The following is a 21,430-nucleotide window of genomic DNA, read 5'->3' as shown; positions in this document are numbered from 1 at the left end:
GTTATGTCTGCACTCTAGTCGATCATTTGTATTAAATAAGAGCCGTAGATCACAAAAGAGCAATTGCTCTATAAAATTACAAATGACCACAAAAGAGCAAAGAGCTTGCCTCAATCCTGAGCACCCGCCAGAATGACCTTATCGGTTGAGGGAAATTAACGCCCCCAACGCCACTCTTAAGGTAGGGAAACGTGAGCAAAGAAGATGACATCAGGCTGGATCAGAAAGTCCGGGCCGCATGGATGTATTACATTGCGGGTTTAAACCAAAGTGAGATAGCCAGCCAGCTTGGGACGTCAAGACCGGTGGTACAACGCCTTATCGCTGCGGCGAAAGAGGAAGGCATTGTTTCGATTGGTCTGCACCATCCTGTCGCGAACTGCCTCGATTACGCGCAGCTTTTGCAGGAAAAGTATCAGTTAATTAACTGCAATATTGTTCCCGCCTACAGCAGCGAAAGCACCCTCGACAGCGTAACCTTCGGCTGTTATCAACTGATGGCCCGCTACTTACAGGGCGACAAACCGACGGTAGTCGGCATTGGTTCCGGGTTGACGCTGAAAAAAACCATCAAACGCATTGATTTCGACAGTCGCAATACGCGCTGCGTGGCGTTGATCAGCGCCATGAACGAACACGGACAATGTAACTATTACGACGACGTCCCACTGTTGCTGGCGCGTAAAATTCAGGGCAAATATTACCAGTGGCCCGCGCCACGCTATGCGCAATCCTGTGATGAATACGAGATGTGGTGCACCAGCCGTCTGTTTCGCAACGTCTCTGCCGTCGCCGAAGCGTCGGAGGTCATTTTTGTCGGCATCGGCGCGCTGGGGAAACAGAGCCCTATCTTCAAAGACGGTTTTATCAATGAGGCGCAACTGGACGAATTGACCGCGCGCGGCGGCGTAGGAGAAATACTTGGCCGCTTTATTGACGCAGACGGCAACGTAGTGGATAGCCTCATCAACCGCTACATCACCAGCTACGATATACGCCAGAGCCAGTGTCCGCGTATTGCGGCGGCCTGCGGTGAAGATAAGCGCCCTGCTATCCTCGCCGCACTGAAAGGCGGCTGGATCAACGGTCTGGTCACCGATGAACATACCGCGCGCTGGTTGCTGACGCGCTAACGCGCCATGTTCTGGCTGGCGATCAATTCCGGCGGGATCTCAATACGACGTATTGTGGTGTCGCCGGAATCCACAATCTCAAACACTTTGTCCAGCATGGCTGGCACATCCTGGCGCACCATATCGATATCATGCCCCAGCAGAGAGACAAACGGGTCCCAGTCAAAACAGCCCATTGGCGGCTGATGGCTTCCCGTCTGCCCGTTCTGCGCCAGCCAGCGCACCACCCCTTCGAGCGAAATTGTCGAATTAACAAACAGCCCCGGCAGCGGAATATCAGGCGACGGATAGACCGATTTCAGTAACCCTTCCACCCTTGCGGAAGAATACCCCGTAACCAGTTGCTGCGTTTCCGGCACCGTCAATCCACACGCTTTATGCGCGTCGAGGAAGCCGCGCAAACGTTCGGCGGTGTTATTGTCGGTGATTCGCCCCCCCACAAACGTCAGCGGAGCCAAAACGCCATACCGCTTTTGGCTGCTGGCGAGAATGCTTTCCGTCAGCGCTTTAGCCCCCGCATAGTTATCCGAAATAATCGACGGCGCCAGCGTTCCGGGCAGATCGAGGTTCAGCGTGGGCACACCCGCCTGATGACACATCTGCGCGATCTTATCCGGGTGCGTCGCCCCGGTGGCGATAACCCAGTCCACCTGCCAGGAGAGCATCGCCCTCGCCGCTTCAACCTCCAGCTCCGGTTGACGCCGCGTACAGGTAATGATGGGCAGCAGCCCCCTGGCACGCGCCATCTCTTCAAACTTTTCAGCAATGGAGCCAAAGTAGCGGTTGTCGTATTTCGGGACAATCATCCCGATGACATTCGATTTCTTACTGCGAAGCAGACTGGCCTGTCGGTTCACCGCATATCCCTGCTCTTCAGCAATCCGGGTCACCTTCTCCGCCAGCTTTGCGCTAATGCGTCGCTTCTTCCAGTTGCCATTCAAAATTGCGCTCACCGCGCTGGCGGAAACCCCGGTTAACTCAGCCAGGTCGTAGATGGTTGTTTTCTTCGTTTTCTCAACGCGCGTCACAAAATCGCCTCTTCATTTTGAATGTCTCTTGCTGAGGAAATAAACAAGTGCTAGATCAGCTTCATCGATTGAGCAATATGCTTCACACGCCAGTCAGAACGCCCCCGTTCTTCGCGCAGAAGCAAATACACCTTAAAAATCACCTATGCATAAAGGATTATAAAATGAATCACTCTGTCCCCTCCATGAATACTTCCCTCAACGGCAAGGTTGCAGCCATTACCGGCGCAGCCTCCGGTATCGGCCTTGAGTGTGCGAAAACCCTGCTTGCCGCAGGAGCAAAAGTGGTCCTGATCGACCGCGAAGGCGAGAAGCTGAAGAAAATCGTCGCGGAACTGGGCGATAACGCGTTTGCGCTGCAAATCGACTTGTTCAATACCGGGCAGGTCGACAACCTGCTGGCAGGCATTATCGAGCTGGCCGGTGGGCTGGATATTTTCCATGCTAACGCAGGCGCTTACATTGGCGGGCCGGTCGCCGAGGGCGATCCTGACGTCTGGGATCGCGTACTGAACCTCAACATCAATGCCGCATTTCGCTGCGTCCGCGCCGTATTGCCGCATATGATTGCGCAAAAATCCGGCGATATCATTTTCACCAGTTCTATCGCTGGCGTTGTACCGGTCATCTGGGAACCTATTTACACGGCCTCCAAATTTGCCGTTCAGGCCTTTGTCCATACGACCCGCCGTCAGGTGTCCGAACATGGCGTACGCGTCGGAGCGGTGCTGCCGGGGCCGGTAGTGACCGCACTGCTGGACGACTGGCCGCAGGCGAAAATGGAAGAAGCGCTGGCAAATGGCAGCCTGATGCAGCCGATCGAAGTCGCAGAATCGGTGCTGTTTATGGTCACTCGTTCGAAAAACGTCACTGTTCGCGATCTGGTTATCCTCCCCAACAGCGTTGATCTGTGAGGAAAAGCGCCATGAACAGCTTACAGAAAACCGTTATCGGCGTGGATGTTGGTTCAGGCAGCGTCCGCGCAGGTATCTTCGACCTGAGCGGCACGTTGCTCTCTCATGCCACGCAAAAAATCACGACCACTCACCGGAGCGGCAGCCGCGTGGAGCAGTCCAGCCAGGAGATCTGGCAGGCCGTTTGTCACTGCATCCGGGAAGCGCTCAGGCAGTCTGGCGCGGCGCCGGAAAGCGTGGCGGGGATCGGTTTCGACGCCACCTGCTCGCTGGTGGTTCTGGATAAAAACGGCGCGCCGCTCCCCGTGAGCGCCGAAGGCGATGCGGCGCAAAACATCATCGTCTGGATGGACCATCGCGCGACTGAACAAGCTGAACGCATTAACGCCAGCCAACATCCGGTGCTGAACTATGTCGGCGGGAAAATCTCACCGGAAATGGAAACGCCTAAGATTTTATGGCTGAAGGAAAATCGCCGCGAGGTGTACGAAAACGCATGGCAATTTTTCGACCTTGCAGACTTCCTGACCTGGCGCGCCACCGGCGACCTTGCCCGCTCCATCTGTACAGTCACCTGCAAATGGACCTGGCTTGCTCATGAAAACCGCTGGGACCCGGACTATTTCCGCACGATCGGGCTGGCAGAACTGGCTGATGACGAGTTTGCCCGCATCGGACAGCGCATCGTGCCGCCGGGTACGCCCTGTGGCGACGGCTTAACCGCGCAGGCGGCGCAGGAGATGGGCCTGCCTGCGGGCACGCCAGTCGCCGTGGGTCTGATTGACGCCCATGCGGGCGGCATCGGGACTGTCGGCGTTGAAGGCGGCGCCCTCAATAATATGGCATATGTGTTTGGCACCTCATCCTGCACCATGACTTCAACGAACGATCCCGTTTTCGTTCCCGGCGTCTGGGGGCCGTATTACAGCGCGATGGTGCCAGGGCTCTGGCTTGTTGAGGGAGGGCAAAGCGCCGCGGGCGCGGCTATCGATCAGCTATTGGCGTTTCATCCCGCCGCCGAAGACACGCGGAAACTGGCGCAGGAGGCAGGATTACCGCTGCCGGTTTATCTTGCCGATCGGGTGTCAGAAAAAGCGCCGCAGGCATCGGACGCCATCACGCTGGCGGCGGGTATTCATGTTGTACCGGAGTTTTTAGGCAACCGCGCGCCGTTTGCCGACCCGCACGCACGCGCCGTTATTTGCGGATTGGGTATGGAACGCGACCTGGACAATTTACTGGCGTTGTATGTGGCGGGACTGTGCGGTATCGGTTACGGTTTACGGCAAATTATTGATGCGCAGAATGCCTGCGGCGTACGGAATAAAAATATCGTGATTAGCGGCGGCGCGGGTCAGCACCCTCTGGTGCGGCAACTATTAGCCGATACCTGCGGACTTCCGGTATTAACCACCCAGTGCAGCGAGCCCGTTTTATTAGGTTCCGCAATCCTTGGCGCCGTCGCCGGAAATATTTCCCCCTCGGTTGCCGAGGCCATGACGCAGTTTACGCATGTGGATACCTGTTATTACCCACAGACAGCGTATCAGCCATTGCATCATCGTCGTTACGAGGCCTATAAGCAGTTGCAACACATGGCGAAAATGCTCAGAGAGTGATTTTTGCGCCGTCCTGATAACCAATACCCCTCCCCGAAAACCTGGGGAGGGGTACGTGACATCAGGCAATCGTCACTTTATTGTCCAGGTAGACGTCCTGCACAGCGTTAATCAGTTTCACGCCATCCGCCATTGTTTTCTTGAAGGCTTTACGCCCCAGAATCAGGCCCATGCCGCCCGCGCGTTTGTTGATAACCGCAGTACGCACAGCGTCGCTGAGATCGGTCTCACCGCCCGCCGCGCCGCCGGAGTTAATCAGCCCCGCGCGCCCCATATAGCAGTTGGCTAACTGGTAACGCACCAGATCGATAGGGTTATCGCTGGTCAGCTTGCTGTAAACACGATCGTCGGTGTAGCCGAAATTCACCGCCTTATAGCCGCCGTTATTTTCCGCCATTTTTTGTTTGACGATATCTGCGCCAATCGTCGCCGCCAGGTGGTTAGCCTGCCCGGTCAGGTCGGCGGAAACGTGGTAATCCACGCCGTCTTTTTTAAATGCAGAGTTACGCAAGTATGCCCACAGGACGGTCACCATCCCCAGCTCATGCGCACGTTCAAAAGCGGCGGAAATCTCTTCAATCTGACGACGCGACTGCTCAGAACCAAAGTAAATGGTCGCGCCAACGGCCACGGCGCCCAGATTGAACGCCTGCTCAACGCTGGCATAGAGCGTTTGATCGTACTCCGTTGGGTAGCTCAACGTCTCGTTGTGGTTCAGTTTGACGAGGAACGGAATGCGGTGCGCATAACGGCGTGAAACCGATGCCAGTACCCCATACGTCGAGGCCACGCAGTTACAGCCTGCTTCAATAGCCAGTTCGACGATATTCTTTGGATCAAAATAAAGCGGGTTTGCGGCAAACGACGCCCCGGCAGAATGTTCAACGCCCTGATCGACGGGCAGAATGGAGAGGTAGCCCGTTCCGGCCAGACGTCCGGTATTATACAGCGTCTGCATGTTACGCAGTACGGCAGGCGGACGGTTGTTATCAACCATCACGCGGTCTACGTAGTCATGTCCGGGTAAATAAAGTTGGTCAGAAGGAATGGTCATACAACGATGCTGTAAAAGGCTGTCGGCGTCTTTGCCAAGCAACTGCGCAATATCAGTCATAGCTATGCTCCCGTAAGTTCCGATTGAATACCGGAATGTGGATTGTCCTGACCCGCGTTTTGCGGGCAGCAATAAGCCTGGTACTGACCGGCCATTTTTTCCATCTGTAGCGCATTTTTCAGCGCTATCGGCTGGCACGTTTCAGGTACGAAAAAGTGTTACAGCAGTCAAATTTACGCCTCAAAGGTATTTAAAAGGTATTATTAAGTGGTACTGTCATCGCGTACCTTACCTGTCATGAAGGATTTAACGATGAAAACTACAGTGAAACTGTCGTTCATGATGTTCGTGGAGTGGTTTATCTGGGGCGCCTGGTTCGTCCCCCTCTGGCTTTGGTTGAACAAAAGCGGTTTTAGCGCCGGAGAAATCGGCTGGTCTTACGCATGTACCGCGATTGCCGCCATTCTCTCGCCGATTCTCGTCGGCTCACTGACTGACCGCTTTTTCTCCGCACAAAAAGTGCTGGCGGTGCTGATGTTCGCAGGCGCAGTCCTGATGTATTTCGCCGCGCAGCAAACGACATTCGCCGGGTTCTTCCCGCTGCTGCTGGCCTACTCCTTAACCTATATGCCCACGATTGCGCTGACGAACAGCATCGCCTTCGCCAACGTGCCGGACGTCGAGCGCGATTTCCCACGCATTCGCGTGATGGGCACCATTGGCTGGATCGCATCCGGGCTGGCATGCGGCTTCTTACCGCAAATGCTGGGCTATAACGATATTTCGCCAACCAATATTCCGCTGTTGATCACCGCAGGCAGTTCCGTCCTGCTGGGCGCCTTTGCGTTCTTCCTGCCGGATACGCCGCCAAAAAGTACCGGCAAGCTGGACATTAAAGTTATGCTGGGGCTGGATGCGCTGATCCTGCTGCGCGATAAAAACTTCCTGGTCTTTTTCTTCTGCTCGTTCCTGTTTGCGATGCCGCTGGCGTTCTACTACATCTTCGCGAATGGCTATCTGACGGAAGTCGGCATGAAAAACGCCACCGGCTGGATGACGCTGGGCCAGTTCTCCGAAATCTTCTTTATGCTGGCGTTACCCTTCTTCACGAAGCGCTTTGGCATTAAAAAGGTCTTACTGCTTGGTCTTATCACTGCGGCAATCCGCTACGGTTTTTTTGTTTACGGCGGCGCGGAAGAATATTTCACCTATGCCCTGCTGTTTCTTGGCATTTTGCTGCACGGCGTCAGTTACGACTTCTACTATGTTACGGCCTATATCTATGTCGATAAAAAAGCGCCTGTGCATATGCGTACTGCCGCTCAGGGGTTGATCACCCTCTGCTGTCAGGGGTTTGGCAGCCTGCTGGGCTACCGTCTCGGCGGCGTGATGATGGAAAAAATGTTTGCCTATAAAGAGCCGGTAAACGGCCTCACCTTCAACTGGGCGGGCATGTGGACATTCGGGGCGGTGATGATCGCCGTGATTGCCGTGTTGTTTATGATTTTCTTTCGCGAATCCGACAAAGAGATCACTGCGATTAAAGTGGACGATCGCGATATTGCGCTGACACAAGGGGAAGTTAAATGAAAGCTGAACGTATTCTCGGTGCCCTTTATGGGCAGGCGTTAGGGGATGCGATGGGAATGCCGTCGGAGCTATGGCCCAGAACGCGCGTAAAAGCGCATTTTGGCTGGATTGATCGCTTTCTGCCCGGCCCTGCGGAAAATAACGCGGCCTGCTATTTTAACCGCGCTGAATTTACTGACGATACGTCGATGGCGCTGTGTCTGGCGGATGCGCTGCTGGAGCGCGACGGGCAGATCGACCCGGACCTGATTGGCCGTAACATTCTGGACTGGGCGCTGCGCTTTGACGCCTTTAATAAGAACGTTCTTGGCCCGACGTCGAAAATTGCGCTAAACGCCATTCGTGACGGCAAGCCCGTTGCTGAACTGGAAAACAACGGCGTGACCAACGGGGCGGCCATGCGCGTTTCCCCACTGGGGTGCTTGCTTCCGCCACGCGATCTGGATGCGTTTATTGATGATGTAGCCCTGGCCTCCAGCCCGACGCATAAGTCAGACCTGGCTGTTGCTGGTGCGGTCGTTGTGGCATGGGCTATCTCACGCGCGATTGAAGGTGATTGCTGGTCTGATATTGTCGATTCGCTACCGGCTATCGCCCACTATGCGCAGCAAAAACGCATCACGACCTTTAGCGCCTCGCTCTCGGCTCGCCTGGAGATCGCACTGAAGATCGTCCGTGACGCGAACGGCATTGAATCCGCCAGCGAGCAGCTTTACCAGGTGGTTGGCGCGGGCACCAGCACCATTGAATCGGTGCCCTGCGCCATCGCAATGGTCGAGCTGGCCAACACCGACCCTAACCGCTGCGCCATTCTGTGCGCCAATCTCGGCGGCGACACCGACACCATTGGGGCGATGGCAACGGCGATTTGTGGCGCGCTGCACGGCGTGGAGGCCATCGAGCCTGCGCTGAAAGACGAGCTGGACGCGGTAAACCAACTGGACTTCATGCGCTATGCCACTGCGCTGGCGCGCTATCGCCAGCAGCGGGAGGCGGTATGAACACAACGCGCCTGCGGGCGTTGCTGCCCGATTTAACCCGCCGCCAGCCGGTGACGGTCGTGGGCGCTGCGGTCATTGATGTGATTGCCGATGCTTACGCGCTGCCCTGGCGCGGCTGCGATATTGAGCTTAAGCAGCAAGGCGTCAACGTCGGCGGCTGCGCGCTCAATATCGCCGTCGCCTTAAAGCGTCTGGGGATTGAGGCCAGTAATGCCCTGCCCCTCGGTCAGGGCGTATGGTCAGACATTATTCGTCATCGCATGGCGAAAGAGGGGTTACACAGCCTGATCGACAACGCAGAGGGAGACAACGGCTGGTGTCTGGCGCTGGTAGAACCGGATGGCGAACGCACGTTTATGTCGTTCAGCGGCGTTGAGAACCAATGGAATGCCGACTGGCTGGCACAGCTGACAATTCCGCCCGACAGTTGGATCTACTTTTCCGGTTATCAACTCGCCTCGCCATGCGGCGAACTGCTGGTGAGCTGGCTGGAAGGGTTAGAGCGCGTGACGCCGTTTATCGACTTCGGGCCGCGAATCGGCGACATTCCCGACCCGCTAATGGCGCGGATTATGGCCTGCCATCCGCTGGTATCGCTGAACCGTCAGGAGGCAGACATTGCTGCCGAACGGTTTGGCTTTAGTCATGAACCTAACGCGTTTGGCGCCGCCTGGCTTGCGGCGTTTGCCTCACCGGTTATTGTCCGCCACGATAAAGACGGAGCATGGTATTTCAGCCAGCAATCATCCGGTTGCGTGCCGGCATTTGCCACAACGGTCGTCGATACCATTGGCGCGGGAGACAGCCACGCGGGAGGCATGCTGGCCGGGCTGGCATCCGGCTGGGCGCTTGCAGACGCGGTGCTGCTGGGGAACGCGGTCGCCTCCTGGGTGGTAGGCCATCGCGGCGGCGATTGCGCGCCAACGCGCGAGGCGCTACTCCTCGCACACAAAAACGTATAGATCGCTGCGACAGTAGCTGATGCTGTATTCAATGGGCCGCTGTTGCTGGTCAAGCGCCACCTGCTTGATCACCAGCACCGGCACTTTGCTGTCCATCTGAATATGTGACTGAAATTCCGCATCCGGCATACGCGCGCTGACGCGAGAGCGTGTACGTTGCGGAAAGATATGCTGGCTGCGGAAATAGTCATACAGCGAGATCCCGATGGCGTCCGCATCATGAATCAGGTGCGCAGGCACCCAGGACTCCTCAATGGACACCGCATCCTCATCCACATAACGGATACGTTTGAGCAAGAACACATCGCTGCCTGCGGCGATCGCCAGCTGCTGCGCCACCTCATCCGGGCATTTCACTACCCGCTTGTTGACCCACAGGGTATCCGGCTTTTTACCGCGCAATACCACCTGCTGCGAAAAACCGCGCGCCTCTTTCAGGGAATATTCGAAGATGTTGTTAATCTGCGTTCCGTAGCCACGGGCGCGGGTCACGACGCCTTCTTCTTCCAGCGCCTGCATTGCCTTGCGCACCGTAATACGCGAAACGCCGGTCAACTGGCTGAGATCGCGCTCGCCGGGCAAAATGTTGCCATGCTCAAGAATCCCGCTGCGAACGGCATTTTTGACCGTCTCGGCAAACTTCCTGTACAGCGGCGTGTTATCCACCGCGGCAATTCGTTCATTCAGTTGCGCGATAAGCCGGGTATGCGCTTGTTCCATTTATCTTTTTCCAGGCCGACAAGTCTGGGATCAGTATACTACCATTACCACCACGCGTGGAAATGATGTACCGGGCCAATCCCCTCGCCTACCTCCAGCGTATCCGCCAGGGCTAACGCCGCCGAAAGCCAGGTTTTTGCTTCCTGCACCGTATCGGCCCAGTTGCTATGGCGCGGGCGCAGCGCCGCCAACGCCGCCGACAGCGTACACCCGGTGCCGTGGGTATTTTTGGTCATCACCCGTGGGGCGGTAAAACGCTGCTCCCCTTCACGGGTAAAGAGCCAGTCCGGGCTTTGCGCATCATCCAGATGACCACCTTTCATCAGCACGGCGCCACAGCCCAGCGCCAGTAGCGCACGTCCTTGTTCCAGCATTTCCTGTTCCGTGCGGGCGTGCGGCGCATTCAGCAATGCCGCGGCCTCCGGCAGATTCGGCGTGATAATCGACACCTGCGGCAATAGCCGGCTACGCAACGTCTCCACCGCCGACGGAGAAAGCAGCGGATCGCCGCTTTTCGCCAGCATCACCGTATCCAGCACCACGTTTTGCACCTGGTGACGCTGTAAACGCTCTGCAACAGCTTCAACAATATCCGTTTCCGCCAGCATGCCGATTTTGGTGGTGTCGATACGCACATCGCTGAAGACAGAATCCAGCTGCGCTGCGACAAAATCGGGCTCAATGCGGTACACCGACTGCACGCCTCGGGTATTTTGCGCCACCAGCGCCGTAATGACGGAGCAACCATACGCGCCCAGCGCCGAAAAGGTCTTCAAATCGGCCTGAATCCCGGCGCCGCCGCTTGGGTCAGTGCCTGCAATGGTTAACGCGTTAATCCGTTTCATACCTGCTCCTCCGCATTAAGGTGATACAGCGCATCAAGAAAAGCCGGAATAAAGCTCCCGGGCCCCTGACTGCGTTCGGCAGCAGACTGCCCGGCCTGTTTCATCCAGCTACAGGCTGACGCCACATTGTCCAGCGTATTTCCCGGCAACGCGCAACTGGCCGCCACAACCGCAGATAAGGCGCATCCCGTCCCGACAACGCGCGTCATCAGCACATCGCCGCCGGTAACGCTGACGGTACGCTGCCCGTCGGTGACATAATCCACCTCCCCCGTTACCGCAACGACGGCCCCCGTCTGACGCGCCAGCGCCTGAGCGGCCGGTAACGCCGATACCGCCGTATCGGTGGTATCCACTCCACGCCCGCCCGCCGCTAATCCAGCCAGGGCGAGGATCTCCGAGGCATTGCCGCGTATTGCCCTGGGCTTAAGAGACAGCAGTTCCAGACAGAAACGGCGGCGATAATCGAGCGCGCCAACCGCCACGGGATCAAGCGTCCAGGGGGTTTTCGCTATATGGGCCTGCTCTGTCGCAGCGTGCATGGCCTCCGCGCGCGACCGGGTCAGCGTGCCGACGTTAATCAGTAACGCACTGGCGATAGCAGCAAACTGGCGCGCCTCTTCGGGCTCAATCACCATCGCCGGTGAGGCGCCTGATGCCAGTAATGTATTGGCGGTAAAGTTCTGTACGACGTCGTTCGTCATACAGTGGGTCAGCGGAGAAAGGATACGAAATTGTTGTAAGGTATGAGCCGCAAGCGTGCGGCTGTGCAGGTCAGGCTGCATGGTTCAGCTCCTGCCCGCGTGAAGAAGGGACACGAGCTGTGTCAGACTTCCCTACGCTGGCATTATCCAGATCAGGTAATACGGGTATGTCTCAGCCCTTCGTGAAAAGGGGCACCCCGAGTCGTTGAAACCGAAGCATTTATTATGCATGTTTCGCCAACAGGATACTGGGTGCGTCAGGGGATGTAAATCAGCGAAATGCCGATATCGCAGGCTCCAGCTCAGGTCAGATAGTTCCCAAAACCGTCATTCGTGATGTGAACTGCCTACGGCATGTGTTGCTTGCGCGCGCTTTCGTTTACACTTTTTACGAAATTATTGGCGTGATAACAAAATAGTTCTTGTCAGACTTGCTACACAGTGAGAATGATACACGACTGATTTTTATGACCCGAATACGTGGAGAGTTTATGGGTATGAAGAATAAATTTTTAATGGGCGCACTGCTGCTGGCAACCAGCGCAGTCTGGGCCGCACCCGCCGCAACGGGGATTGATCAGTACGAATTGAGCAGCTTTGTTGCCGACTTTACCCATTTCAAACCTGGCGATACCGTTCCTGAGCTGTACCGCACCGACGAGTACAATATTAAGCAATGGAAGCAACGCAATCTGCCAGCGCCCGACGCAGGAACCCACTGGACCTATATGGGCGGCGCTTATGTACTGATTAACGACACCGACGGCAAAATTATCAAAGCCTACGACGGCGAGATTTTTTATCATCGGTAAATGCTTTACTGTAAAAACAACAGACAAAACACGTCCTTTCATTCAGAAAAGGACGCGTTTTCAGAGAAATGACTTAATCATATGAAACAGCAAATATTACTTTGCTTTGCAAATTTCCAGGTCGTAATGGTTCGTTGCTGACTCTGACATATTTTGCGGTGATCGGGATAGTATACTTATCCTCAATACTGGTCATTTTTACCATTGTTCTTAGTATATCACCCTGCATTAAAGGCGTAGTACCTGAGCCACTGTATATCTGAAACCCCACACCTTTTGCACCCTCCGTCAGCGTATTTTTAAGTATCGTGCCGTTTTCATTCCAGTCACCATGAGAAACGTTGAAACTCACTGGATTAGTCGTAACATTATATACGCTATCACAGTTTAAAATCAGATTCGTGGTTCCTGTTTTCGTATTATTTCCAGTTATTATCTCATTTAATGTTGTTTCTGGCATCGCAATAACATATTGATTCTGTGAAAAATGGCAGGTCGTAGGTTTATGTTTTACTGTAAAAATAATGTTTTGTGAATAAGAAACATTACTGTTTAGCTTTCCCGTTATCCAACAAAGAATCCATGAGAAAAGATTATTATTACAGGTATTATCAGTAAGAATGCTGATAGCAGGACGGTTTAAGTTAATGCTATTACCTGAAACGGTTAAATCCGCAGTTCCAGACTTTATATAGTTCGCTTCAAGCGTAAACGACTTCGTATTGATCACATTATCTGTTGTAGTCTCCTGGTTACCAATCGTAACGGGAAACCCATTTCCAGTCAGCTTTAATTGCATAAAAATGGATTTCTGCGACCCTGTCCCTTTAAACTCAACGATATAATTTTGTAAAGGCGTCGCATAGTACATCTTGTCGCTTGACGCATTACAGGTAAACGTATCATGTAAATTAGTTTTGACAGGAATCACCGCAGCACCTGATGTCATATCTATTTCAATAGATTGTTGTGCGGTTGTGTTATTCCCTAGTGAACATTTAGCCTGTAATAAGACAGGGAATAACAGTAATAATATTAACCAATACTTATTCATAGCAAGTCCTTTTCATCGGCAAATATAGGTCTTGTTCTCATCAATTACGCCATCAAAAGTAATAATGCAAAACAATCCTTGCTGTTTGTTTGTCGCGACTTTCAAAGAGGCAGGAACATTATCTGTACGGATAAAAAGGCGACTTCCTTGCCCAACTAAGCCAACATTTTTCCCGGAATGATCTTCTACTTCATAACCGAAGGTTAATGGAGAACCATCTGGACGTCGCGCCAGAAAATACCAGGGCTTGCGCCTGTCGGTTTCAAACTCAGCTAACACAACCGCACCACGATAAGGCACAATCCCCTTACGATTACCGCGTAGTTCGACATCACTGTAGGTATGGGAAAGATCCAACGTTAAAAAGTTTTCACGATATGGCGTCAGACTGTCATATATGGCATACCCATTCTTATCCGTGGTCAGATAACGGTGACCTTGCACAGCGGCCCCTTCTAACCCAGGCGCTTTAATAATGGCAAGTGTATCTGAGAGGCGGTTGGTTAAATGTATGCCATCAGACCAGGCGACAATTCCCCCCTGGATATTCCCACCAGCCTGCCGGTATTTATTAGACTGGCTATAGCTGGCGCCTACCGTCGCAACCGGCGCTCGCCACGTCAGGTTTCCACCTGCGCTTGTTTCATTATTTTGCCGCTGATGCGCAAGATTCGCGCCATAGCTAAATTGATCTCGACCACCCGCAATGCTGCTTAGGCTGGTATTATTCGACTGATAGCCTTCGTTATCAAACGTCGTTGAGTTTGAAACAAAGAGATCGCGTTTCGTTGCCGTGACGCCATCGCCCCAGGAGAATGGGATGGAAATATAAATATTAAGACGCTTATCCTCCCGATTATCCTCATCATAACTCTGACTCGCAGACAAGGTATAACTGATACGCCGCCAGTCATTAGAATAACTCAACTGATAATCCTTTCCGCTGCCATTGCGTCCCCAATAATCACGCCATAATCCGCTCAGGGCCAGGTATCCCCATCCCTCTGGTAACCCCTGGTTTATATTGACAGAAAAACTATTCTTACGACCAAAATCATTTTGGTAATAATCAGTGATGTCATACACATCATTGTTATCCCGATGATAGCTGTTTTTATTATTCGCCCAGACATGATCATTAAATGAACGGTAATCACGTGAAGAATAACGATAGGCCGCTAACGCAAACTGTGTACCTGTTTGTGAAACATATTTATTCCACGCTATCTGATAACTTTGACCATTAAAAACATCACCATTATCCTGTTTACTATGAGACTGAGTGGCATCCACAGAAACAGCACCAATATGTGTATTCCACCCTGTGCCTAATGTAAAGGCCTGGTAATGGTCAGACAGCATAGTGCCACCATATAATGTCAGTAGATTATTTAATCCATACTGATAATTGGCTTGCAAAAAATCCGTCTGCTTTGTCGCGCCTTCTATATGGCTACGCCCTGCCGCAATATCGTATTTTGATACGCCAGACTGTAGCATATTAGGTACAGATGAATAAGGCACAAGATAATGGGAAACTGAACCATCAGCTTCTTTTACACTGACATCCAAATCGGCACCACCTCCAGCAAGCTGTAGATCGGCAATCGCAAATGGGCCAGGCGGAACCTCTTTTTGATAGACAATAAAGCCATTCTGTTCAATGGTTACTAAAGCATGACTTTGTGCAATACCACGAACAATGGGTGTAAAGTTTTGTTTCGAATTGGGCAGCATTTGCATATCACGCCAGATACGTATCCCGGTGAAACGTACAGAGTCAAACAGATCGGTTCCGGTATACATATCCCCGGCACGTAGCGTTCCTAATATTTCAGGGATGCCACGTTCCATATACAATGTATTATTTCTCCATTCTCCGCTGTCATCATTACTTTTCGTGAAGTTTGCATTCGAATGTAACTGCCAGCCAAACAGATTTAGCCCACTGTTCAGACTTACGTAGCTGCTTTCATCATTACCACCACTTTTATAATTACTGTAATACTGACTGGCATAATAAGACATGTATAGAGCATTAATGCCCCGATCCCAGGTTTCAGGTAACATATAACCCGGCTCGTATTCATTCACGTAGGCATGAGGCACCGTCAAATTTAGAGCAAACTGACTGATATCATAGCTAATATCCCCCCCCTGAACTGCGGCTCGTAGCGATACACAATCAACTTTCTTATCCACTTGAAGACCATCGGACTTAATACCAATCTGATGCAACTGAGCTATAGACAAGCAAGTATCATCAGGATCATCCTGGATATTTAATTCGTAACGGCCACGCCACTGATTGTTAAGATAAACATCCATATCGTAAAGACCCGGCATCGGTTTATCTCCGTCGATCTGATAACGGGAAATCTTTTCACCTTTTAATCCGCCAAACATAAAGTGTGTGTCAAATGTTTCGGTTTCTCCCCATACCGGGGATATCACCAGCACAGAAAGGATCGCTAACGTAATGGAGTTTATCTTTAACATAACCAATCCTTGGGCTATCTATCCGTTTTTACTTTCTCACTCAAATAATTACCATGATCATCAATAAGTGTGACAGTATAATGATTAACGCCAACAGAAGTGCTTACTAATTTATCTGACCAGGGTGCAAGCACATAAGTTTCTTTATTAATTTTGGTTTTTCCAACAATTTCAGGGATGGTAATCCAGTTTGCTGAATTATTTTTGATGTTTATGCCGTTGTATGATTTACTAATCCGCAGACGAGAAAAGCTATTTTTATCTACAGAAGAAATTCCTTGTGGACGGTAGATAAACTTCACACGGTTTTGCATCGCAAATTTGATTACATTTTTCCCTTCCGTTTCTGCTGAATTTGGCGGGATATCCAACACATTGAGAAAGAACAGACTTTCACGATCACCCGGCAATCTATTCTCAAGTAATTTAATCTTCAGTTGTTGGCCAGAACCCGCAATCACTCGGGCGACTGGCGGTGACAGAACAAATGGCACCTGAATTTTTTCAGGTGGCAAACTGGTATCGCCATCATCAATCCATGACTGCACCAACGCGCTACGCGTACCTTCATTCATTAACTGTACAGTAATTTCTTTTTTCTGGGCTGGATAAATAATCCGTGTGCCGTAAATATAAATACCTGCCCACGCAGGCATTACAGCACCAGCCAATAATAATACCATTATCTTTCTCATGGTTAACTCACCTTATTATCAGAGAAATCGGCGGCGACAAAACGCCGCCGACTAAAAGGGTGTGTTAATCAGTTACTACCGTCAGCGTCAAAGAGGAGCTCACCTCACCCGCAGTTACATTATTTTGTCCAGCCAGATTAGCATAACGCGCTGAGAAGCTAAGCTCATATTTCCCATCATCACTTTTATCCAGGGAAATACCATTATCTGCATTAACCTTATTCCCGTCATAATAGACAGAGAAACCAGCGCCATTGTTTGATGCAGTATTCCGTGTAACAGAGGTATGTGAACTATCAAACTGTGAACGGGAGAAGGTAATACGAGGTGCATTATCACCCGTACACTCAACTTTCAACGGCGTGATAGTGGAGTTAGAATATCCATCATAAACGCCGCCAGCATTCAGTATATTTAAACGGTCCACCCCCACCTGGTTCATATCAATCTTTGCGGTTGCATCACCAACAAATTTACATGTTGTGCCAACAACTTTACCCGTAATAATCAGTTCGCCATAATCTGCATCCGCCGCAAAAACCCCGGCACTCATAAAAATAGCAGACAATACGGAGGCAGCAATAATTGAACGTTTCATAGTATCTTCCTTAATAAATGAATTTCTATTTGTTAAGAGGGATTAACTCTTGAAACTAAATTCGCACACACAAAACGTTATCGCAATGTAAACGTGTTGTTTTGTTGATTTAAAACAATTTACAGAATGCAATATAATTACAACAAATAAGTTGTACTAATTATCATTTTTAGAATTTATTAATAATCGTGATTTATCATTAAATATATTCAAAGTATAAATAGAAAAGCCCACATCATTCATGAAAATGATGTGGGCTTTCTCGTATTCACGTTATTTTAGTCGTAGCGGTTTAAGACTATCTGGCGAGCAGAGCCTCCAGGCAGAGTGATAACTTCCGTTACAACGCCTCTGACCGGCATTGAAGCCGTTTCTCCTGCGTTTGCCAGATAGGTGTTATTACCGCAACGCTGTTGCAACTGAGTATCCACAACGTCAGCGTGACAGGTTGGGGTCGTGACGCTTCCGCTAATCGTGAGCGTCGCGGTATCAGAAGCAAAAACAGGAGAACTCATTCCATAAGCCAGAACTATAATTCCCATCAGCAAAGGATTCTTCATGTTTAGCGTTAATCCTGTCGTAAAAGAGAGCGCAGCACAGTTTATCTTCATGGGAAATTATGCTCGCTGGTTCAGCGTAAGACCAATCGAGATAATAAATTAATAAGATAGCTATGATCAATTCAAATGATGTATTTGGCGATTTTTTAAGAAAAGCGCCCAATTAATGAAGGGAAAATAAATAATAGCGTGATGATTATTTCATTAATATATTCACCGCATCAATATATTTCTGATGCGGTGAATAGCCGTCATCCTGACGGTTCAGGCGAAATTAAACCGCGCGGAAAGCTATTTCTCCGGGAATAACCTCACCCTGCCAGTACAGTTGCGCCGCAACGCGCCCTGCCAGCTCGCGGTATATCGCGGTAAACTCACTGTCGGGACGGCTGATTACCGTCGGCGTTCCGCGATCGAGATCTTCACGCAGGCTGATATGCAACGGCAGCTGCCCCAGCAGTTGGGTGCGGTACTGCTCGGCCAGTTTCTGTGCGCCGCCGGTACCGAAAATCGGCTCATGGTGACCGCAGTTGCTACAGATATGCATACTCATGTTTTCAACAATCCCGAGCACCGGTACTTCGACCTTCTCGAACATCACTATGCCTTTTTTGGCGTCAATAAGCGCGATGTCCTGCGGCGTGGTAACGACAACCGCGCCTGTAACCGGAATGTTCTGCGCCAGCGTCAATTGAATGTCACCGGTTCCCGGCGGCATATCCAGTACCAGGTAATCCAGATCCGGCCACAACGTTTCCTGCAACATCTGCATCAACGCTTTGCTGGCCATCGGGCCGCGCCATACCATCGCATTGTCATCCGTCACCAGATAGCCGATGGAGTTGGTCGCCAGACCGTGAGACATAATCGGCGCCATATGGGTGCCGTCCGGCGAAGTTGGGCGCTGATTCTCAGCCCCCAGCATAGTCGGGATAGACGGGCCGTAGATATCGGCATCCAGAATACCGACTTTCGCCCCTTCCGCCGCCAGCGCTAACGCCAGGTTAACAGCGGTAGACGATTTTCCCACGCCGCCTTTACCGGAACTGACGGCGATAATGTTCTTCACGCCGTTAATGCCAGGCTGATTTTTAACGCGCTTCAGCGTCGCGATGTTATGCGACAGCTTCCAGTCAATGGCTTTCGCGCCCGTAATCCGCAGTAAATCGGCGCTGCATTGCTCTTTTAACACCTCAAACGCGCTGTGCCAGACAAACGGCATGACCAGCTCAACGTGCAGCGTGTCATCCAGCCAGGCGACATGGTGCAACGCTTTCAACGTCGTCAGGTTATGCTTCAGGGTTGGGTGCTGAAAATTCGCCAGCGTCCCGGCGACCATCGCGCGCAGGGTCTCTGGTGATTTAGCCTGGGATTGTGCGTTCATCCCGACTCCTTTTTATCGTTATGAAAAGTACAATTGTAACTTTCTAGTTTACTCCTGCGGTAATAATTATTCATTTATGGATTAATGCCCTTATCACTTGGCGTAGTTATTCCCTTTCAGGTAACATCAGAACCCCCTTTTACTAGAGAAGAAGTAATACCTACTATGACTCAAGTCGCGAAGAAAATTCTGGTAACGTGCGCGCTGCCGTACGCCAACGGCTCCATCCACCTCGGCCATATGCTGGAGCACATCCAGGCTGATGTCTGGGTCCGTTACCAGCGAATGCGCGGCCACCAGGTCAACTTCATCTGCGCGGACGACGCACACGGCACCCCTATCATGCTGAAAGCACAGCAGTTGGGTATTACGCCAGAGCAGATGATTGGTGAAATGAGTCAGGAGCATCAGACTGATTTCGCAGGCTTTAACATCAGCTATGACAACTACCACTCAACGCACAGCGAAGAGAACCGCGAGCTGTCCGAGCTGATTTACACCCGCCTGAAAGAGAACGGTTTCATTAAGAACCGCACCATCTCTCAGCTCTACGATCCAGAAAAAGGCATGTTCCTGCCGGATCGTTTTGTAAAAGGCACCTGCCCGAAATGTAAGTCTCCAGATCAGTACGGCGATAACTGCGAAGTGTGCGGCGCGACCTATAGCCCGACCGAGCTTATCGAGCCGAAATCCGTGGTTTCCGGCGCTACGCCAGTGATGCGCGACTCTGAGCACTTCTTCTTTGACCTGCCCTCTTTCAGCGAAATGTTGCAGGCGTGGACCCGCAGCGGCGCGTTGCAGGAGCAGGTGGCGAACAAAATGCAGGAGTGGTTTGAATCCGGCCTGCAACAGTGGGATATCTCCCGTGACGCGCCATACTTCGGTTTTGAAATCCCGAATGCGCCGGGCAAATTTTTCTACGTCTGGCTGGATGCGCCGATCGGCTACATGGGTTCATTCAAGAATCTGTGCAACAAGCGCGGCGATCTGACCAGCTTTGACGACTACTGGAAGAAAGATTCTGACGCCGAGCTGTACCATTTCATCGGCAAGGATATCGTCTACTTCCACAGCCTGTTCTGGCCGGCCATGCTGGAAGGCAGCGGTTTCCGCAAGCCGACCAACCTGTTCGTTCACGGCTATGTGACGGTGAACGGCGCGAAGATGTCTAAATCGCGCGGCACCTTTATTAAGGCCAGCACCTGGCTGAACCATTTTGACGCCGACAGCCTGCGCTATTACTACACGGCGAAGCTCTCTTCCCGCATCGATGACATCGACCTGAATCTGGAAGACTTCGTGCAGCGCGTCAACGCGGATATCGTCAACAAGGTCGTCAACCTGGCTTCCCGTAACGCGGGCTTTATCAACAAGCGTTTCGATGGCGTACTGGCTGCTGAACTGGCCGATCCCGCGCTGTACAAAACCTTCACCGACGCAGCAGCGGTCATCGGCGAAGCGTGGGAAAGCCGCGAATTCGGTAAAGCGATCCGTGAAATTATGGCGCTGGCGGACATGGCTAACCGCTATGTTGATGAACAAGCGCCGTGGGTTGTCGCGAAACAGGAAGGCCGCGATGCCGACCTGCAGGCGATCTGCTCGATGGGCATCAACCTGTTCCGCGTGCTGATGACGTACCTGAAGCCGGTTCTGCCAACGCTGAGCGAACGTGTGGAAGCGTTCCTGAACACCGAGCTGAGCTGGGATGCAATCGCGCAACCGCTGCTGGGCCACAAGGTTAACGCCTTCAAAGCGCTGTATAACCGCATCGACATGAAACAGGTCGATGCGCTGGTTGAAGCCTCGAAAGAAGAGGTGAAAGCGGCGGCGGCGCCAGTTACCGGCCCGCTGGCAGACGACCCGATTCAGGAAACCATTACCTTTGACGATTTCGCTAAGGTCGATCTGCGCGTGGCGCTGATTGAAAACGCTGAGTTCGTTGAGGGTTCTGACAAACTGCTGCGTCTGACGCTGGATCTGGGCGGCGAAAAGCGCAACGTCTTCTCCGGCATCCGTTCCGCGTACCCTGACCCGCAGGCGCTGATTGGTCGCCATACGGTGATGGTCGCCAACCTGGCCCCGCGTAAAATGCGCTTCGGCATCTCTGAAGGGATGGTGATGGCCGCCGGTCCTGGCGGGAAAGATATCTTCCTGTTAAGCCCGGATGACGGTGCGAAGCCAGGCCAGCAGGTGAAATAAACAAAAAAGCCGGAGACATTCTCCGGCTTTTTTATTCCAGTACGCCAGCGAACCACGCC

19 protein-coding genes and 1 riboswitch are annotated in these 21,430 nt (G+C 52.1%); of the genes, 8 read left to right on the top strand and 11 right to left on the bottom strand.

Annotated elements, in window-relative coordinates; translation table 11 throughout:
* Positions 1–191 precede the first annotated feature (191 nt).
* Entirely contained in the window at positions 192–1,133 is a 942-nt protein-coding gene (locus FD428_RS07845; RefSeq protein WP_012131669.1) for a sugar-binding transcriptional regulator, read from the top strand.
* Here the strand turns inward: FD428_RS07845 and FD428_RS07840 are convergent.
* Positions 1,130–2,161, bottom strand: a complete 1,032-nt coding sequence (locus tag FD428_RS07840; protein WP_114848206.1) for a substrate-binding domain-containing protein — start codon at positions 2,159–2,161, stop codon at positions 1,130–1,132. The two genes, FD428_RS07845 and FD428_RS07840, sit on opposite strands and share 4 nt — an antisense overlap.
* A gap of 164 nt (positions 2,162–2,325) precedes the next feature.
* Between FD428_RS07840 and FD428_RS07835 the strand changes: the two genes are divergently transcribed.
* Both FD428_RS07835 and FD428_RS07830 read left to right on the top strand, forming a co-directional pair.
* On the top strand, positions 2,326–3,075 hold the full coding sequence (locus FD428_RS07835; protein ID WP_024130189.1) for an SDR family oxidoreductase: 750 nt from the start codon (positions 2,326–2,328) through the stop codon (positions 3,073–3,075).
* Between the two features lie 11 nt (positions 3,076–3,086).
* Positions 3,087–4,694, top strand: a complete 1,608-nt coding sequence (locus tag FD428_RS07830) for an FGGY family pentulose kinase (RefSeq protein ID WP_114848207.1) — start codon at positions 3,087–3,089, stop codon at positions 4,692–4,694.
* 61 nt (positions 4,695–4,755) lie between these two features.
* Here FD428_RS07830 and fbaB read toward each other — a convergent pair whose 3' ends face one another.
* Positions 4,756–5,808 (bottom strand): class I fructose-bisphosphate aldolase, encoded by a 1,053-nt coding sequence (gene fbaB / locus FD428_RS07825; RefSeq protein WP_012131665.1) that lies wholly within the window; start codon positions 5,806–5,808, stop codon positions 4,756–4,758.
* A 252-nt stretch (positions 5,809–6,060) separates the two neighbouring features.
* Here fbaB and FD428_RS07820 point away from each other — a divergent pair, with 252 nt between their 5' ends.
* Genes FD428_RS07820 through FD428_RS07810 form a run of 3 tightly spaced genes read left to right on the top strand, consistent with a single transcriptional unit; the run spans position 6,061 to position 9,301 of the window.
* A complete protein-coding gene (locus FD428_RS07820) occupies positions 6,061–7,338 on the top strand; it encodes a nucleoside permease (RefSeq protein WP_047462559.1) in 1,278 nt (425 codons plus the stop codon).
* Positions 7,335–8,339 (top strand): ADP-ribosylglycohydrolase family protein, encoded by a 1,005-nt coding sequence (locus FD428_RS07815; protein ID WP_047462557.1) that lies wholly within the window; start codon positions 7,335–7,337, stop codon positions 8,337–8,339. The genes FD428_RS07820 and FD428_RS07815 overlap by 4 nt, the downstream gene beginning before the upstream one ends.
* The gene (locus FD428_RS07810) at positions 8,336–9,301 is read left to right on the top strand and encodes a PfkB family carbohydrate kinase (protein WP_071258943.1); all 966 of its coding nucleotides are present in this window, start codon (positions 8,336–8,338) and stop codon (positions 9,299–9,301) included. The genes FD428_RS07815 and FD428_RS07810 overlap by 4 nt, the downstream gene beginning before the upstream one ends.
* Here the strand turns inward: FD428_RS07810 and FD428_RS07805 are convergent.
* Genes FD428_RS07805 through thiM form a run of 3 tightly spaced genes read right to left on the bottom strand, consistent with a single transcriptional unit; the run spans position 9,275 to position 11,651 of the window.
* Positions 9,275–10,021 (bottom strand): GntR family transcriptional regulator, encoded by a 747-nt coding sequence (locus FD428_RS07805; RefSeq protein ID WP_012131660.1) that lies wholly within the window; start codon positions 10,019–10,021, stop codon positions 9,275–9,277. The two genes, FD428_RS07810 and FD428_RS07805, sit on opposite strands and share 27 nt — an antisense overlap.
* 44 nt (positions 10,022–10,065) lie before the next feature.
* Positions 10,066–10,866: a bifunctional hydroxymethylpyrimidine kinase/phosphomethylpyrimidine kinase gene (thiD, locus tag FD428_RS07800; RefSeq protein ID WP_114848208.1), complete on the bottom strand. Its 801-nt coding sequence runs from the start codon at positions 10,864–10,866 to the stop codon at positions 10,066–10,068.
* The gene (gene thiM, locus FD428_RS07795; protein ID WP_071258948.1) at positions 10,863–11,651 is read right to left on the bottom strand and encodes a hydroxyethylthiazole kinase; all 789 of its coding nucleotides are present in this window, start codon (positions 11,649–11,651) and stop codon (positions 10,863–10,865) included. Before thiM ends, thiD begins: the two co-directional genes overlap by 4 nt.
* 31 nt (positions 11,652–11,682) lie before the next feature.
* Positions 11,683–11,780: riboswitch (TPP riboswitch) on the bottom strand.
* 281 nt (positions 11,781–12,061) lie between these two features.
* Here thiM and rcnB point away from each other — a divergent pair.
* The gene (rcnB, locus tag FD428_RS07790; protein WP_024130186.1) at positions 12,062–12,382 is read left to right on the top strand and encodes a Ni(II)/Co(II) efflux transporter accessory subunit RcnB; all 321 of its coding nucleotides are present in this window, start codon (positions 12,062–12,064) and stop codon (positions 12,380–12,382) included.
* 73 nt (positions 12,383–12,455) lie between these two features.
* Here rcnB and FD428_RS07785 read toward each other — a convergent pair whose 3' ends face one another.
* From FD428_RS07785 to apbC, 6 genes are all read right to left on the bottom strand, one after another.
* A complete protein-coding gene (locus FD428_RS07785; protein WP_114848209.1) occupies positions 12,456–13,436 on the bottom strand; it encodes a fimbrial protein in 981 nt (326 codons plus the stop codon).
* Positions 13,437–13,448: 12 nt separating this feature from the next.
* A complete protein-coding gene (locus FD428_RS07780) occupies positions 13,449–15,935 on the bottom strand; it encodes a fimbrial biogenesis outer membrane usher protein (RefSeq protein WP_114848210.1) in 2,487 nt (828 codons plus the stop codon).
* Between the two features lie 14 nt (positions 15,936–15,949).
* Entirely contained in the window at positions 15,950–16,630 is a 681-nt protein-coding gene (locus FD428_RS07775; RefSeq protein WP_110494039.1) for a fimbrial assembly chaperone, read from the bottom strand.
* A gap of 64 nt (positions 16,631–16,694) precedes the next feature.
* Positions 16,695–17,228 (bottom strand): fimbrial protein YehD, encoded by a 534-nt coding sequence (gene yehD / locus FD428_RS07770; protein ID WP_112001920.1) that lies wholly within the window; start codon positions 17,226–17,228, stop codon positions 16,695–16,697.
* A 278-nt stretch (positions 17,229–17,506) separates the two neighbouring features.
* Complete coding sequence (locus tag FD428_RS07765) at positions 17,507–17,788, bottom strand: YehE family protein (RefSeq protein WP_024130185.1); 282 nt, start codon at positions 17,786–17,788, stop codon at positions 17,507–17,509.
* Between the two features lie 274 nt (positions 17,789–18,062).
* A complete protein-coding gene (gene apbC / locus FD428_RS07760; protein WP_114848212.1) occupies positions 18,063–19,172 on the bottom strand; it encodes an iron-sulfur cluster carrier protein ApbC in 1,110 nt (369 codons plus the stop codon).
* Positions 19,173–19,337: 165 nt separating this feature from the next.
* Between apbC and metG the strand changes: the two genes are divergently transcribed.
* A complete protein-coding gene (metG, locus tag FD428_RS07755; RefSeq protein WP_012131649.1) occupies positions 19,338–21,371 on the top strand; it encodes a methionine--tRNA ligase in 2,034 nt (677 codons plus the stop codon).
* Positions 21,372–21,430 lie beyond the last annotated feature (59 nt).

Origin of the sequence: Citrobacter sp. TBCP-5362, assembly GCF_005406305.1 — a bacterium.
Taxonomy (GTDB): domain Bacteria; phylum Pseudomonadota; class Gammaproteobacteria; order Enterobacterales; family Enterobacteriaceae; genus Citrobacter_B; species Citrobacter_B koseri.
Note: the sequence above shows the minus strand (reverse complement) of the source record. Positions and strands in the feature narration are given on the sequence as shown.